The sequence below is a fragment of the Citrobacter sp. RHBSTW-00944 genome (assembly GCF_013615435.1).
Lineage (GTDB): Bacteria > Pseudomonadota > Gammaproteobacteria > Enterobacterales > Enterobacteriaceae > Citrobacter > Citrobacter braakii.
The window spans coordinates 1235126-1249889 of the sequence record NZ_CP055418.1 but is presented as its reverse complement, the minus strand read 5'-3'; the positions used below and the strand labels follow the sequence as shown (position 1 = coordinate 1249889).

Here is a 14764-nt window from a genome sequence, read left to right as displayed (position 1 = left end):
CGTTGCCATGACGGGTTAGCGTGCCGTTATCGTTGATACGCGATACCAGCCGCTGCTCTGCTTTCCTTCGTTGGCAAAGCTAATTCTTGCCGCCCCGGATTTATCCAGCATAGAAACCTCAATGGCGTATTGCCCTTTCGCCAGTCGGCCCGGCATGGGCAATGCGTAGCTAACCTGATAAACGCCCGGGAGCCAACGTCGTATATCATCCGCCGCATTCCCCTGCGCCACTACCTTACTGGCGCTATCCACCACACGAAATGCCAGCGTGTAGGGCAGATAAATCGGTGCGATACCTTCGTTATACCAGGTACTGTTCAACCTCAGCGTTTGTCCGCCGTCCCACACGGACTCATGGCTCAAAGACGCTAAGCGAAACCGATAGCCCAGTTTGGTCAGCGCATCATCAACAATCGGTCGATAATCGCTGGGTATCGCTCTCGATTTCAGGTTGATCGTGCTGGCGTGCTGCTTGACCGCCCAGTCAAAAATGCCCTGCACTTCAGCACGCGTATAGTGGAAGGTGTTCTTCCAGTCCTGCATATATGAACAGATTTCCAGACTGACCGGCGCACGTTTCCAGGCATCATTAAACCCCGTATAGCTCTGCTGTGCTGCCAGTAATCGCTGCGGGTAATCATCGGCCATATGGCTCCAGGAGTCCGAAAATACGCGCAGGTCACCCCAGCAATCCGCCCGCCATCCAGCCCCTCGCGCCACCGCATTCGCCAGGCTTTGCCCACCGCTCATCAACATTATTTTCGGCGTCGAAGGGAAGGCAGAAAAGTGCATTGCGACGTAGGGGTCTAACTGCGCGGTGGTGTACTGCTCCAACAGTGGTTTCAGATCAGGGAAATTGCTGTTATGCCATTCACCCCAAGCCCCCACCATGCCGATATCCACAAAAGCGAGATTCTCATTACCGTCGTAGCGTTTTCCAAATGCGTTCAGCAGACGCTGGCTGTACTCAATAAACAGTGGGTCGCTTAAATCTGGAATAAATGTTTTATTATCGGGCGTCCAGCGGCCTTTCACGCCTTTTTTAATCAGCCAATCGGGAATTTTTGTGCCATCCCCCGGATCGGCAAGCACCATAAACCGCAGCCCGACATTCATCGCGGGACGATGCGCTGCCGCGTATTTGAAGGCATCATCCACCAGCGCAAAATTATACTGACCTTCAACAGGCTCCAGCTCTCGCCAGTAAAATCGCTCGTATTCAAATCCGGTATTGGGATAGTCCGCCAGACCCAGCGTTTCACCGTACCCCTGATGGAAACTTGCCACGCCAATCCCCGGATTGGTTAGCGGGCCCGTTAATGCTTTGGGGGTTACGGTCGTTAATGCGGACATAACCGCCAACGGAAAGGACATCAACAACAGCGCAGAAACCCATTTACACTTCATCGCAGTGACGCCCTCCACAGGTTTGTTTACGCTAGCGGTTTTTCAGGCTTAACCACCAGTCCCATATACCCACATGAAAATTTTGGAACACATCAATACCTAATGCTGATTTGATCATATACAGCGTCAGCAATACGCAGCAGGTAACGAACAACACGGCAATCAGCAGCAAAAAAGTGAGCAATATTCTCGACAGGGTCGATTCCTGACGATGCTGCCGACGCAAATCTCTGCCAAACAAAAAAACCAGATAATAGCGTTTACTGAAAAAGGGAAAGCTTCGGCGAATATCGATCTGATGCCGAGAAGTCAGAGTCGAAGCCAGGATCGCTTTTTCCACCCCTTCTTTTTGTTCAGGGGTCAACTCTTGCGCAATCGGCTCGTCAAGATGAGCATAAAATCGTTCGATGACGGGAGGACGATTTTGAGGACTGGTCAAAATTAACCTATATCTTTATCAATTGAGTGATAGACGTTAATCGTCTTTTTGGCGATTTCATGCCAGTTATAGTTTTGCAAATATACACGATAGTCCACGCTATTGGTTGCCGCCCACTCGGTTAATTTTTCGGCCAGGCTGGTCACATCCCCCACCTTAAAATAGGCCTCGGACGGCAGTTGAACTTCGAGGTTAGCCGGAATATCACTGACGACGGCAGGAAGAGAAAATGACATCGCTTCCAGCAGCGCAATGGGCAATCCTTCATGATATGAAGGCATCACAAACATCTGGGCCTGCGAAAACACCGCCTGAAGCTCATCACCACGCAAGAACCCCGTCATCACAACGCCAGGGGTGTCCGCGGCAAGCTTTTTGAGGCGAATGCTGTATTCGGTCGGATGATCCGCATCGCCAATTAACACTAACGGCATAGTTAAACCGCTGCGCTGATAGGCGGCAATGGCATCATGCATCCCTTTTTCTTCCACAAATCGCCCAACCACCACGAGGTAGTTTTTCGGCTGCAGCCCAAAGCGGGAGAGCGTATTGTCGATGGTCAGCGCAGATAACGACCGCGGCTCGTTGACGCCATTGTGAATTAAATGCGCATCATAGCGAGCGTGTTTTTTCTGGATCAGTTGATTAATAACCTCAGAAATCACAATCACTTCGTTGGCATATCTCACTGCCCAACGCTCACCCAGCAGCAATATTTTTTTAGCAACAAATCCCCATTTTTGACGATCGTAATCAGGTCCATGGTGGGTGAACACCACCTTCTTCCCTAACATGCGTAATAAGGGGATCACAAGCCCAGGTCCGATAGCATGGACATGCACAATATCTGAATGGTCGATACTTGTCCTAAATGCCGCTAAAACGGAATGGACAATCGCTTCCAGCGAGCGCTTTTTGGGTGCCCACAACGCGTAGGTTTCAACTTTCTTATATAACGATCGTTTGTAATTTACATACGGCGAGCGAGCAATCACGCAAATATCAACGTCCAACTGCTGCTTAATGGCAGGATATAGATTCTGACAGTGTGTCTCCACCCCGCCCAATACATCAGGAATACCACGCGTACCAAAAACCGTTATTTTTTTACTCATACTATGGCCTGCTCAGCAGTTCTTTATAGAGCGCCAGTAGAGTATCCATATGTTTACTCAGCGCATATTTTTCACTCAATCGCGCACGACCCTGTAAGCCCATGACCCGCGCCTTCTCTGGCGAGTTGGCCAGTGCATCCAGCGCATTTGCTAACTCCTGCGCATTGCCAGGTTCGAATAAAATCCCTTCGATACCATCACGAATTTGTTCCGGGATGCCGCCGATGCGCGATCCGATCACCGGCTTGCCTAAGGACATCGCCTCTAATATCGCCATAGAACAGTTTTCATAGCATTCTGAAGGAAGGATCACTGCCCGCGCATGCTTAATAAGGTTATCGAGAGCTTCCCCTTGTTGCACATAACCTAAAAACTCAACGTCCGGGTATTGAGCGACTAATTCATCGTGCAGGGGACCATGACCCACAATTTTCAGCGGTGCTTTGTTCTGCATTTTCTCATGCGCCGCCAATAACGTTGCCACGCCCTTTTCACGGCTCAGGCGACCGAAGTACAGCATATAGCCCGCATCGCTTAACTCCCCCAGAGGACGGCTGTCATCAACGCCATTGACGATGACATCAATGCGCGAATTCGGCAGCGTACGCAACAATACGCCGCGTAAAAAGACGCTCGGCGAAACGATCACATCCAGCGCCTGGTAATTTTGCGCAATATATTGCCAGGTCGCCTCTAAAGAGAGCAGGAGGCTTTTTGAAGCAGAGCCTTCCTGGCAACGATACCTGAAGGCATTGAAAACCGTCCCGGTAATACAGGAATCACACACTTTACCGTCGCGCAGCATGGAATAGGCAGGACAGACGATTTTATAGTCATGCGCGGTCAGCACCGTTTTGCAGCCAAAATTGCGGGCCACTTTAATCAACGCCGGCGTTAACTGATGGTAAATGTTATGGAAGTGGACGATATCCGGACGCTCTTTTTGTAGTAGCGCCAGCATCTTTTTGCAGGCCTGCGAATTATGAATAAAGTTAACCGCCGTTTTGAGCCCGCCCAGCAGATTGCGCTCTTGGTGGTAGTCCACATTGCTGACGAAATAATCCGCATAGTCCGAAGGGAAATTGTTCTCATGCTGCATCGAGAAATCAATAACCTGTACTCCGGCCTGTTTCAGCATCTCGCGCTCTTGAAAATAAACGGTTTCCGCGCCGCCTTTAATGAAAAAAAACTTATTCACTAATAAAACTTTCATTGCGCCAGCCTTAGTTATTCATGAATGATTTTACTGTCAGGCGGAGTCAACGGATCGCGTACTGGTTTAGTCAACCCTTTAACAAGTCCCGCAGAAAGCACGGCCAGGTTCATTACGCTCTGCAATCCGTTCAATAACGATCGATTCTGCACGGTTTTCAAGATAATAAAGGCAAGCAAGGGTAGAAATGCAATATCGAAAAGTTCGAGATTGAAGGTCACCGCCGCAATAAACAAGGCAATCAGATACACAGAAAAAATCGCCTCGTTCTTAACCATTTTTAACGCTTTGCCGAAATAAGGTTTTCCCCATGCACAACGTAAAAGCTCGCCCGGTGCCTGATAGTATCCACTTTTCCAGCGGTGCTTCAGCATCTGAAAGGTCGGCATGGTATGCGAAGTATGAATAAAATACGGAATATTCAGACGGCGTAGTTTATAACCCGCATCGAGCAAACGCAGGCCAAGTTCGGCTTCTTCATAAGCGTGCAAATTACGGTTGGTGAGATAACCAATTTTCTCAATCGCAGAGCGGCGATATAACCCACCACCGCCTAAATGGTCGCTATCTCCAAGCGGATAGATTTTACTAATACGCTGCTTACGCGATTTAAATTCATAGTTAACGGCATCGTCCATTTCAACGGTTCCTGCGACACCTGCATATTCCGGCTCAGCCTGCAAAAAAGCGACAGCCTGATCCACAAAGCCCTCTTCCAGCTCCATGTCGCCGTCCATCAGCAACAGATATTCCCCTTCACTATACAGATAACCTAACTGATGCCCGACGCCGCAGCAGCGATCGCCTGGGTCAGTTAAAGAGACCACGGTCACCCCTTTATCGATCGCAAGCTGTTGGGTGTTATCCGTTGACAGGCTATCTGCCACTATAATTTTATGTGGATAATCAATAAGCTGTCTGCGGATACTGTCTATCGTTTTCTCAATACATTCAGATTCATTGAGTGTTTTAATACTCACTGAAATAAACGGTTTTTGGTCCATACAATTACCCTACACAGCGAAGGACGGTTCGACGAATCACTAAACTTGATCCTAGTGATAAATAGAACAGGAATTGTAACATCGGTGTAATCATCAGTATCTGGCTGTAAGGTAAGCTAATTAAGCAACTGATAGCAAAAGCGTTAAACGCCGGTGCAAAGCTCAGCAACTGGAGATCCTGCTGGTCCAGTTGTTCAAGCATCAGTAATGGCTTTGGCTGACAAACTTTCAGGATATAAATGAATAAGCTAATAAAAAGTAACGTGCCGATCACCCCGACTTCCCACAGCAGCATACTCAGGGAAGTCGAGTCGAGAATTAAGTTATAAATGATATTCAAAAAGCCCGGCGACACCGTACTCCCGCTGTTTGTGGCGTTGAGCCCGTACCCAAATAACGTTCCTGAAAGCCCCCACAGATCGTTATTTTTCAACCAGAACAGGAACGTCGTAAAGCGCCCTAACTCCCCGGTAGACATGATGTAGTTCGGGTCAAAGATATAGCTTAAGGAGTCGATGAAAATGCTTAACGAGCTTTTCGACGGATCGCCGCCAAACGCGGAAGAATAATAGTACGCGAGGATCACTATCGACAGGCTAATAAGCAGCAGCATGCCCGCCACAATAACCAACAGCGTTTTCAGATTAACCTTACTGACGTCTTTGACGTAGCTCGGTGAGATCCACACCCACGCGAGGAACAGAGGTGACAGCAGAATAACGAACTTCACTTCACCAATAATACATAGCCCGATCCCAAGAACAATGTGCAACGCCATGGACTTGAACGTGGTCAACCCGTGCTTATACTCAGAGACTTTTAACAACATAATCAACAGGCAAAACAGGCCCATCGCAGCAGTGTTACCGCCCCCCATGGGGTCACCGCCAAACGTACCAACCACGGAGTCCCATTTCTCATCTTCGCCACGCACCGCAACGCGCTGGGGAACGACCAGCAAAACCTGATAAATCATTACCGGGATTTGCGCGTAAAACACCCAGTACAGATAGCGCGTTGCACGGTAAATCTGCGACTCCCGGCAAAATCCCAGCAGCAAACAGATCATCACCAGTGACAATGCGATTTCATTTTTAAATGCCACAATCGCGACGGTGATCCCGCCCTGAATCAGCGTCGATGTTCCGGCCAGTATCAGAAACGAAAAATACAACGCCAGGACAATCGTCTCCTGCGCATCCAGCTGCAGCGAGCCATCACGCGTCTGCATCACCAATAATCCCACCATCAACAGGGTCAGGAAAAAGGGGATCCACAGCACCGACTGCATGCCGGTAAAGTATTGCACCAGGCCACACAGGATCAGCGTGACAAAGCTAAAAACCTGTAAATAGTATCCGGTATTCAGCGTCATAGTATCACCGGCTTGTCTTTCAGAAGATTGGCTCGCTTATTCATTTTCAGATAAATGAAGGCGTAGCGAATAAATGTCAGTGAAGAAAACAGGATAACCGACGTGGCATAATCTTTATGAAAATAGGGAATGACGACAAATGCGAATAACACAATCGCCAGCTGTTCCAGTTGGATACGCAGAAAATAGCGGTGGGAACCAAAAATAAGCTCAATCACCGTCAGAGGGCTTATCGCCAGCGCCGGGAATAAATAGGGCAACATGTAGCGCGACGTCTCAATGGAGTTAATCCAGTCTTCGCTAAAGCCCAGACGCATCACTATTGGATAGAAAATAAACACCCCGAGAGTACAGATAACCCCCAGAACCAACAGTAGCAACCGTACCCTGGTATATTCCTGATAATTAAAGGTGTTATTTCTGAAGTCGATAGACCACTTGGAAAAAATAGTATTGCGCACTGCGTTGCCGATGATCACCACCGGCGCCAGGCAAAAGCGGCTAACCACGGAAAAATAACCTGCCGTCAGCGCCGAGAACCAAAAGTTAATCAACATAATCGGCAAATTGCTGCTAGCCATCGCCAGCACTTCCGCACTACCGACTTTGGTAATGTGATGGATATTTTGTTTGAAAAAATGCCAGTTACTGGCAGGTCGCAAATGTCTGGCCGCCACGGAACGAATATCAAATGAATGCAAAATACAGCTTATGGTCAGCACCATCGTCGCGCAGGCCCATGACCAATAAAACAGTTGCACCTGATGCGTAACCAGAACCGAAAGTAATACCACCACAGAGACAGAGATGCGCTGGAAAATCAAAAAACGAAAATTGGCCGTGCGCAGCGACAGGTTTTCCGAGATTAAAACCCACGCCGTCGCCAGCGTCAGCAAATAGAGGAACAGGATGTTCTGGTGAAACAGCCACGCTGTCAGTACGGCGTACGGTAAGGCAATGATCGTGCTTTGGATCAGGCAAAAAACGACGTTCTGTACCAGTTCGTCGTCGTGCTGTTTTGGAATTAAAAGCTGCGATGCAAAGGTACACACCTGCGCGCCCACTACGGCGATGCTGTAATTGAGCGCATAAAGCCCTACCTCAGCCATATCGTACTTGTGTGAAATCAACCAGATAGACAGCGCACCAATCAACTGCGAGATGACTGATGAACCGGCTATCGTGGAAGCGCTCTTCAGTAGACTCATACCCGGCCTGGCGTCGTCATCAGTTGATCGGTACTGAAGTTAAGTGAACGCAGACCCTCCTGGGTTTCAAGATCTTTTTCTTCAACCGCATTGAGCACTGCGCCAATCACCACGCCGTTATTTTCCTCAATCTTATCCAGCGCGCTGGCGATGTGTCCCGCCGACTCCACCCCGGCTTTCACAATGAAAACAACCCCATCGACTGCACGTTTGATCAGTTGAACATCCTGACTCTGATTCACAGCAGCAACATCAATAATGATGCGCTGATAATGCGATTTCAGTTCGCGCATTAAGGGTTCAACGTGCTCCGACGACAACATCAGTAAAGAAGAGATGGTGCTCTTGCCGTGCGCAATAAAGTCGAGATTATCACTGAGCGTGATCCGCGCCTGTTCCAGCTGAGTCTCTCCGCGCAGCAGCTCAGCCAGGCCTGCGGATGTAGGTGATGCCAGTTCAGAAGAAAGCCCGCCCGTATTAAAGAAATCCGCATCAATAAGCAGCGTTTTCTGGTCAAAACTAAAGGAGTTCGCTAACAGATTCGCCAACAAAGAACGCCCATCACCGTGTTCCGTCGATGCCACGGCGAGCGTCTGTAATGGACGATTATCCAGCATAATCCGGGTACGGATACCGTGCACAATATCGGCATTCAGCGGGTTCTTCAGGATCATGTCCCGCACTTGCGCACGCCCTGAGGTTCCACTAAAACGACGGATTTCGCCCAGCGGGGTAACGTTGAGGCGCTTTTTCATGCGACTCAGGCTGGCGATTGAGTTATCCATCGCCGCTTTGACAATGAAATACATGATGCTGAACACGACCACCAGCATGACCACCATCACCAACAGCAGTGATTTATTCGGCTTCGCCGGTTTTAATGCGGGAACTGCGGGATCGTATAACACCGCATCGGCATTCACGCCGGACAGCGACAGCTCCTGAGTACGCTGATAGAGCGATTTATACAGGTCTTCCATTTTATCTAACGACAGTTTTTGGCCGTTCCAGGCATCCCGTTTTGACGCCATTTTCTGGAAGATCTCTTTCTGCTGTTCCACCTGTTGCTGATAGTTCTTTTCATCCACCAGCGCCGCCAGATATTGCTGACGTAAGCCGACTTTCAGCTCACCCAACACCCGTCCTGTTTGGCTTTGGATCGACTGAACATCGGCCTCTGCTTTTAAAATGGCGGGGTTTTTTGGCCCATAAACTTTGCGCAGTTCAGACAACGTACGCTGCGCCTGAATCAGCGCAATGCGCAGATCCTGAATCTGAGCGTGGTTAGAGACCGAAGGCAGCGAGATAACGCTCTCGGCGGACTTCCCAGCTCCATTCACTTCGTTATAAACGGATTCAGCGGCAACACGACGTTGGGTGGCGTCGGCCAGACGATTGGTCACGATACTTAACTGCTCGGTTTCAAAACCATCGATACCGCGAAAGGTCAACAGCCCGGCATTTTTCAGATAGCTTTCCATCTCTTCTTTTTGCTTCGCTATCGACTTCTGAACCTCTTCCATTTTTTCATAATTCAGTTCGCGGGCTTTCTCTACTTTCTGACGCTTTTGCTCCAGCGTATAGTTGATGAAAGCCTGCGCGACGCCGTTGGCGATATCAGCCGCAACCTGGGGCGAAGTCGATTCATAGGTAATAGAGGCGAGGTTCGTTGTCCGAATACCGATGACATTCAGGTTTTTCGACAACGTTTTCAGCGCCAGCTCCATTCTCAGTTGCCGACTTTCACTGCTATCAGCGCCCTGAGCATCGGCTTTTTCCCCGGTAAATGCCGGGTTTTCATCCAGCCTCATATCACGAACGGCTTGCTCGAGCACAATTCGTGAATGCATCAACGCATATTGCGTTTCGTAGTAACCACTGCGCGTTGAATCGAAACCATCAACCTGTGGGAACGGAGAAACGTTATCGGCCTGCGCCTTAATCAGCACCGTCGCCGTTGATACATACTTTGAGGACATCATGCTGATTAACGGATAAGCCACGACCCCGGCAACGATACCGGCCAGCGCGATTTTCCAGGCGTTCTTTTTCAGCGCTTTGGCAAAGCGGGAGAATTCAACAGTGCTTTCTCGTTTTTTGCCGTTTTCCACTATTGATAGTTTCATCGTCAGAAGAACCCCATGCCAATAATCACGACATCCCCAGGATGAACAGAGTGCGTTAAATCAACATTCTCAAGTAGCTGATTGCTACCTGACAGGCGAATGTTGATATCTTGACGGTCAGCACGATCTGTAAATCCCCCCGCCTGCGCAATAGATTTCTCGACGGTAAGCCCTGGCTCATAAGCGAATCCATTCGGACTTTTCACCTCGCCAGAAACATAGTATTTACGGAACTCGGCAATACTCACCGTCACCATCGGAGTAGTAAAATAATCTCCAGTCAGGCGTTGAGTTAATTCGCTAGTCACCTGCTCAACAGTTTTATCTTTTAATATAAGAGCACCAACAAACGGGAAATTAATCTCCCCACTCTTATCCAAAATAAACCGCATCGTCATATCGGGTTGACCATGAACAGCGATATTGACAGTATCCCCAGCCCCAAGTCGGTAATCCTGCTGAACAGTAGCAGGATCGTCCATTAATCTCGGGCTGGACGTTGTGCATCCGACCATCAGGATACTGAATAGCAAAACCGCGCACAGTTCTATTATTTTCATTTTAGATCTGAACCTTAGCTTTAAGCATAATCATAGAATTATCATAACCCAACGTTCTGATGACTTCCTGATTGTCGTTGGGACCGATATAAAACGAATCAGTATCCTTATTCGAATTCAACGTATCTATTTGATATTTAATCTCAAAATTGACCGACGGCGTGTAGTCATAGCTCATGGTTACGCTAAATACCCCATCTTTATCATGCCGATCTTTATTCTGTTTTTTATAGTCTTCTGAAGTGTATGAGTAATCCAGCAAGGTAGAGAAACGGTTGCCTAACCAGAAATGCTGGTAAGAAAGACCATACTGGGTGACTAAAATATATCCCCCAACTTCCGATGGGTCTTTAATGCTTTGCGCTGAGTGCACCGTGAAAACAGACTGCTGTAACGGCTTCCACTCCCCTTTTATATCCCAGTTTAGACCATTAAAATCATGCGAGTTTGCGTTGTTTTCAAATGTCTTGTACAACCATGAAATATTCATGTCGACATTGGTTTTTCCCGTCAACTGTGACTTCAGGCCATACAGTAAATAATACTCATTAGTGTCTTTTTCTGAGTTGTTATCATAGTGACGCTGGTTAGTAATAAAGCTATAGCGAAAACGCGTTCTGGATGTGTATTGGTCAAAAATTTCTGCCACCAGGCTATTTTCGTGCCATTCCTGTTCCTGAATGTAATTGTAGAAATCTTCACTACTCTCCTGGGCGTCAGACGTATTGCCGAACGTCAGTTTTTTGTATAACAACGCCAGTTCCGCTTTCCCGCGCCCATCCGGCGCGCCATAGCTGTAGCGCAATTCACTGTTAATAAAATTCGTCGTCAGCGGAGATTTAATCCCATACTGCTCGAATTGACCCGGTAGAAACCCCTCAGTGATCCCTCGACCGCGGGATTCGTGCCCAAGCGTATCCTCCAGATTGAGTGTTAAGCCGTGCTTGAGCCCATAGCGCCAGGCACCGTTAAAACGGAAAAAATGATCGTTATAGTTATCAGCGGAATCGCTTGAGTAGTTACGATAATCACCGGAGTACATCAGTAAATACTTATCCTGACCGCGCTCTCCGATCATACTCAAAACGGGCGCTGCGCTCTGAAACGAGGAACCGATAGCATCTCTGCTATGTGGCTGATAAGACACGTTATCATTATAACCATAGTCCACAGCGACCTTGCCCTGGAAGTCGATCCCCGCAAAGCCAATGTGTGATTTCGGTGTTAAATCAGCCCATACGGGCTGCGATATCACGATTCCGGTAATCACGAGTAATTTAGTATGCATTCTTACCGATAAATCCTTTGAAAATAGTTTTAATAATAATTTTTATATCCAACCATAAAGACCAGTTTTGAATGTACTCAATATCGTACTGAACCCTTTTTTCCATCTTATAAAGCGCATCGATTTCCCCGCGGAAACCGTTGATCTGCGCAAGCCCGGTGATCCCAGGCTTAACTTTATGGCGGATCATGTAATTTTCGACCTGTTTACGGTACTGCTCATTATGCGTAACCGCATGAGGTCTGGGACCGACAATCGACATACTTCCCTGCAATACATTGATAAATTGCGGCAGTTCATCCAGTGAGGTGCGGCGTAAGAAACTACCAAACTTGGTTACCCGCGGATCGTTTTTAGTGGCCTGAATAACCGTATCGGCGTTCTCCATAACGCGCATCGAGCGAAACTTCCAGACCTTAATTTTTTGCCCGCTAAGACCATACCGATCTTGTTTGAAAAAGACTGGCCCGCGGGAAGTGAGTTTGATTCCAATGGCAATGGCCAACATCAGCGAAGAAATCATCACCATAATGATGCTGCCAAGCACCAAATCTTCCGCCCGCTTGATAAACGACCCCGCCCCTTCAAACGGCGAACTAAAAATGCCAATAGTTTGCAGGTTGTGAATGGAGCGCAGCTTGGACATGTTGTTACTGTAGGTGTAGAAGTCAGGAACAATATACGTATCTACGGTGGTGTCTGACATCATCGCCAAAAAATGACGAATGCGTTGTAAAGCTACCATCGGTAAAGCGATGTAGATTTCGTCTATATTTCCCTGCCGGGCTTCCTCAACCAGATTGATCACCGGCCCACGAAAGGGGCTTTTAACCTTATCGACGATATCGCCACAGCGGGATAAGGCGCGCTCATCATAAAAAGCCAGATCTAATGTGATATTAGCGTATTCATCCATTAACGCGTTTTCTGCCGCCAGACCATTGTCAGTCAGACCAATAATCGCCACGCGCATACTCTTTTTCGTTGAATATTTAAAAATGAAAAAGCGAATGTAATAAAGAAAAGGTAATGGGATGAAGTACCAGTAAATAATCGCTGAATAAAAGGGGGAAGGCAGTTTGTCTAAGGAAGGTGCGAATAAGCAGGTCATTTCTTCCCAAGCTGACTCGCTGATTAAAATTTCGCGGATCTGGGCCGATTTTTTTCCCGCAAACACATCGAATCAGCCTATTTAGGCTATTTTTTCCACCATTTCTGGCGTTATTTCCGGTTTTTACTGAGATCTCTCCCACTGACGTATCATTTGGTCCACCCGAAACAGGTTGGCCAGGGTGAATAACATCGCCAGTTGGTTATCGTTTTTCAGCAGCCCCTTGTATCTGGCTTTCACGAAGCCGAACTGCCGCTTGATGATGCGAAACGGGTGCTCCACCCTGGCACGGATGCTGGCTTTCATGTATTCGATGTTGATGGCCGTTTTGTTCTTGCGCGGATGCTGCTTCAAGGTTTTTACCCTGCCGGGACGCTCGGCGATCAGCCAGTCCACATCCACCTCGGCCAGCTCCTCGCGCTGTGGCGCTCCCTGGTAGCCGGCATCGGCTGAGACAAATTGCTCCTCTCCATGAAGCAGATTACCCAGCTGATTGAGGTCATGCTCGTTGGCCGCGGTGGTGACCAGGCTGTGGGTCAGGCCACTCTTGGCATCGACACCAATGTGGGCCTTCATGCCAAAGTGCCACTGATTGCCTTTCTTGGTCTGATGCATCTCCGGATCGCGTTGCTGCTCTTTGTTCTTGGTAGAGCTGGGTGCCTCAATGATGGTGGCATCCACCAAAGTGCCTTGGGTCATCATGACGCCTGCTTCGGCCAGCCAGCGATTGATGGTCTTGAACAATTGACGGGCCAGTTGATGCTGCTCGAGCAGGTGGCGGAAATTCATGATGGTGGTGCGATCCGGCAGGGCGCTATCCAGGGATAATCGGGCAAACAGGCGCATGGAGGCGATTTCGTACAGGGCATCTTCCATGGCACCGTCGCTCAGGTTGTACCAATGCTGCATGCAGTGAATACGCAGCATGGTCTCCAGCGGATAGGGCCGTCGGCCATTGCCCGCCTTGGGATAAAACGGCTCGATGACAGCGGTCATATTCTGCCATGGCAGAATCTGCTCCATGCGGGAGAGGAAAATCTCTTTTCGGGTCTGACGGCGCTTAGTGCTGAATTCACTATCGGCGAAGGTGAGTTGATGGCTCATGATGTCCCTCTGGGATGCGCTCCGGATGAATATGATGATCTCATATCAGGAACTTGTTCGCACCTTCCCTAAGTAGCCGAGAGACTCGGGTTCAGCCACCGTCATGCTGACCAGTTCGTTCAGAAAAATTGCCAGTAGCGTACAAAAAACCAACCGTTTTTGATTACGTAAACCGATCGTCTTAATCTTTTGTTGATACATTTTAATGTATTCAGCAAACAGTAAGAAAAAGACTGAGAAGAGAATACTCAGAATGGCAATGGTGTTAAATGGTGCCAGACCTAACAGATGGGCGCTAAAAATTAACGTCGCATTGATTACAATGAAATCGACCAGTTTTAAAAAGACTGGATATCCCTGGCTGCTAATCTTTAGCGATTTTTTAAGCATATCTCAGCCCATTATTTATTGATCTTTAATTGTTTTTTTCTCATTTATGTTGCTAATTATATCACAAGTCTTAAAAACGCAATGGCACACTGTCAGTAAATGTAAAAAACAATGTAATACAATGTGATGGGTTTCGCACCATACAAATGCAACCCAATGATTTAGATGACTATTTATTGGTAATATTTTTTAATTTCATCCTTGAAAAACATGATTAATTGCAACATAAACGTCATTGACAGATCACAATTCATAAGCTACTAGTGGCTAGAATCACATGATGAGCGCCTGACAACGGGTTAACCTTACAAAAAGCAATACTTTGTCCAAACCTCGTTGCGCTACGGTCAGTGATGAGAGTCCTGGAGAGCGACAGAAGAAATCAATAAGTGTATTTATAATTCCCACCATAAAAATAACTTAG

Annotated in this window: 12 protein-coding genes and 2 pseudogenes; all 14 read right to left on the bottom strand. The window is 47.9% G+C overall.

Features of this window, described 5'->3' with window-relative positions:
• Positions 1-15: 15 nt before the first annotated feature.
• Positions 16-1407, bottom strand: a complete 1392-nt coding sequence (locus HV334_RS05840) for a DUF4832 domain-containing protein (protein ID WP_181221271.1) — start codon at positions 1405-1407, stop codon at positions 16-18.
• Positions 1408-1438: 31 nt separating this feature from the next.
• A complete protein-coding gene (locus tag HV334_RS05835; protein WP_047358835.1) occupies positions 1439-1846 on the bottom strand; it encodes a hypothetical protein in 408 nt (135 codons plus the stop codon).
• 2 nt (positions 1847-1848) lie between these two features.
• On the bottom strand, positions 1849-2961 hold the full coding sequence (locus tag HV334_RS05830) for a glycosyltransferase family 4 protein (protein WP_153690110.1): 1113 nt from the start codon (positions 2959-2961) through the stop codon (positions 1849-1851).
• A gap of 1 nt (position 2962) precedes the next feature.
• Positions 2963-4174 carry a glycosyltransferase family 4 protein gene (locus tag HV334_RS05825; protein ID WP_181221270.1) on the bottom strand — a complete coding sequence of 404 codons (1212 nt, stop codon included), beginning with the start codon at positions 4172-4174 and terminating at the stop codon, positions 2963-2965.
• A 14-nt stretch (positions 4175-4188) separates the two neighbouring features.
• Entirely contained in the window at positions 4189-5178 is a 990-nt protein-coding gene (locus tag HV334_RS05820; protein WP_049282762.1) for a glycosyltransferase, read from the bottom strand.
• 4 nt (positions 5179-5182) lie between these two features.
• Positions 5183-6553: a capsular biosynthesis protein gene (locus HV334_RS05815; RefSeq protein ID WP_181221269.1), complete on the bottom strand. Its 1371-nt coding sequence runs from the start codon at positions 6551-6553 to the stop codon at positions 5183-5185.
• Positions 6550-7761 carry a capsular biosynthesis protein gene (locus HV334_RS05810; protein WP_049282761.1) on the bottom strand — a complete coding sequence of 404 codons (1212 nt, stop codon included), beginning with the start codon at positions 7759-7761 and terminating at the stop codon, positions 6550-6552. The genes HV334_RS05815 and HV334_RS05810 overlap by 4 nt, the downstream gene beginning before the upstream one ends.
• A complete protein-coding gene (locus HV334_RS05805; RefSeq protein WP_181221268.1) occupies positions 7758-9887 on the bottom strand; it encodes a tyrosine-protein kinase domain-containing protein in 2130 nt (709 codons plus the stop codon). Before HV334_RS05805 ends, HV334_RS05810 begins: the two co-directional genes overlap by 4 nt.
• Before the next feature lie 2 nt (positions 9888-9889).
• Entirely contained in the window at positions 9890-10447 is a 558-nt protein-coding gene (locus HV334_RS05800; protein ID WP_103766773.1) for a polysaccharide biosynthesis/export family protein, read from the bottom strand.
• A 1-nt stretch (position 10448) separates the two neighbouring features.
• Entirely contained in the window at positions 10449-11735 is a 1287-nt protein-coding gene (locus tag HV334_RS05795; RefSeq protein ID WP_046274862.1) for an outer membrane beta-barrel protein, read from the bottom strand.
• Positions 11725-12822, bottom strand: a pseudogene (locus HV334_RS05790) (undecaprenyl-phosphate glucose phosphotransferase); the annotation flags it as partial. The pseudogene HV334_RS05790 and the gene HV334_RS05795, both read right to left, overlap by 11 nt.
• Entirely contained in the window at positions 12728-12988 is a 261-nt protein-coding gene (locus HV334_RS25480; protein WP_345943272.1) for a hypothetical protein, read from the bottom strand. The gene HV334_RS25480 and the pseudogene HV334_RS05790, both read right to left, overlap by 95 nt.
• Positions 12970-13950, bottom strand: a complete 981-nt coding sequence (locus HV334_RS05785; protein ID WP_000019450.1) for an IS5-like element ISKpn26 family transposase — start codon at positions 13948-13950, stop codon at positions 12970-12972. The genes HV334_RS25480 and HV334_RS05785 overlap by 19 nt, the downstream gene beginning before the upstream one ends.
• A gap of 60 nt (positions 13951-14010) precedes the next feature.
• Positions 14011-14340: pseudogene (locus tag HV334_RS05780) on the bottom strand (undecaprenyl-phosphate glucose phosphotransferase); the annotation flags it as partial.
• Between the last annotated feature and the right edge of the window lie 424 nt (positions 14341-14764).

What these genes read in the sequence shown, in the direction of transcription:
- HV334_RS05795 (WP_046274862.1), bottom strand. Translation starts at nt 11,735, where the DNA reads ATGCATACTAAATTACTCGTGATTACCGGAATCGTGATATCGCAGCCC.
- HV334_RS05805 (WP_181221268.1), bottom strand. Translation starts at nt 9,887, where the DNA reads ATGAAACTATCAATAGTGGAAAACGGCAAAAAACGAGAAAGCACTGTT.
- HV334_RS05810 (WP_049282761.1), bottom strand. Translation starts at nt 7,761, where the DNA reads ATGAGTCTACTGAAGAGCGCTTCCACGATAGCCGGTTCATCAGTCATC.
- HV334_RS05840 (WP_181221271.1), bottom strand. Translation starts at nt 1,407, where the DNA reads ATGAAGTGTAAATGGGTTTCTGCGCTGTTGTTGATGTCCTTTCCGTTG.
- HV334_RS05800 (WP_103766773.1), bottom strand. Translation starts at nt 10,447, where the DNA reads ATGAAAATAATAGAACTGTGCGCGGTTTTGCTATTCAGTATCCTGATG.
- HV334_RS05785 (WP_000019450.1), bottom strand. Translation starts at nt 13,950, where the DNA reads ATGAGCCATCAACTCACCTTCGCCGATAGTGAATTCAGCACTAAGCGC.
- HV334_RS05830 (WP_153690110.1), bottom strand. Translation starts at nt 2,961, where the DNA reads ATGAGTAAAAAAATAACGGTTTTTGGTACGCGTGGTATTCCTGATGTA.
- HV334_RS05815 (WP_181221269.1), bottom strand. Translation starts at nt 6,553, where the DNA reads ATGACGCTGAATACCGGATACTATTTACAGGTTTTTAGCTTTGTCACG.
- HV334_RS05820 (WP_049282762.1), bottom strand. Translation starts at nt 5,178, where the DNA reads ATGGACCAAAAACCGTTTATTTCAGTGAGTATTAAAACACTCAATGAA.
- HV334_RS05825 (WP_181221270.1), bottom strand. Translation starts at nt 4,174, where the DNA reads ATGAAAGTTTTATTAGTGAATAAGTTTTTTTTCATTAAAGGCGGCGCG.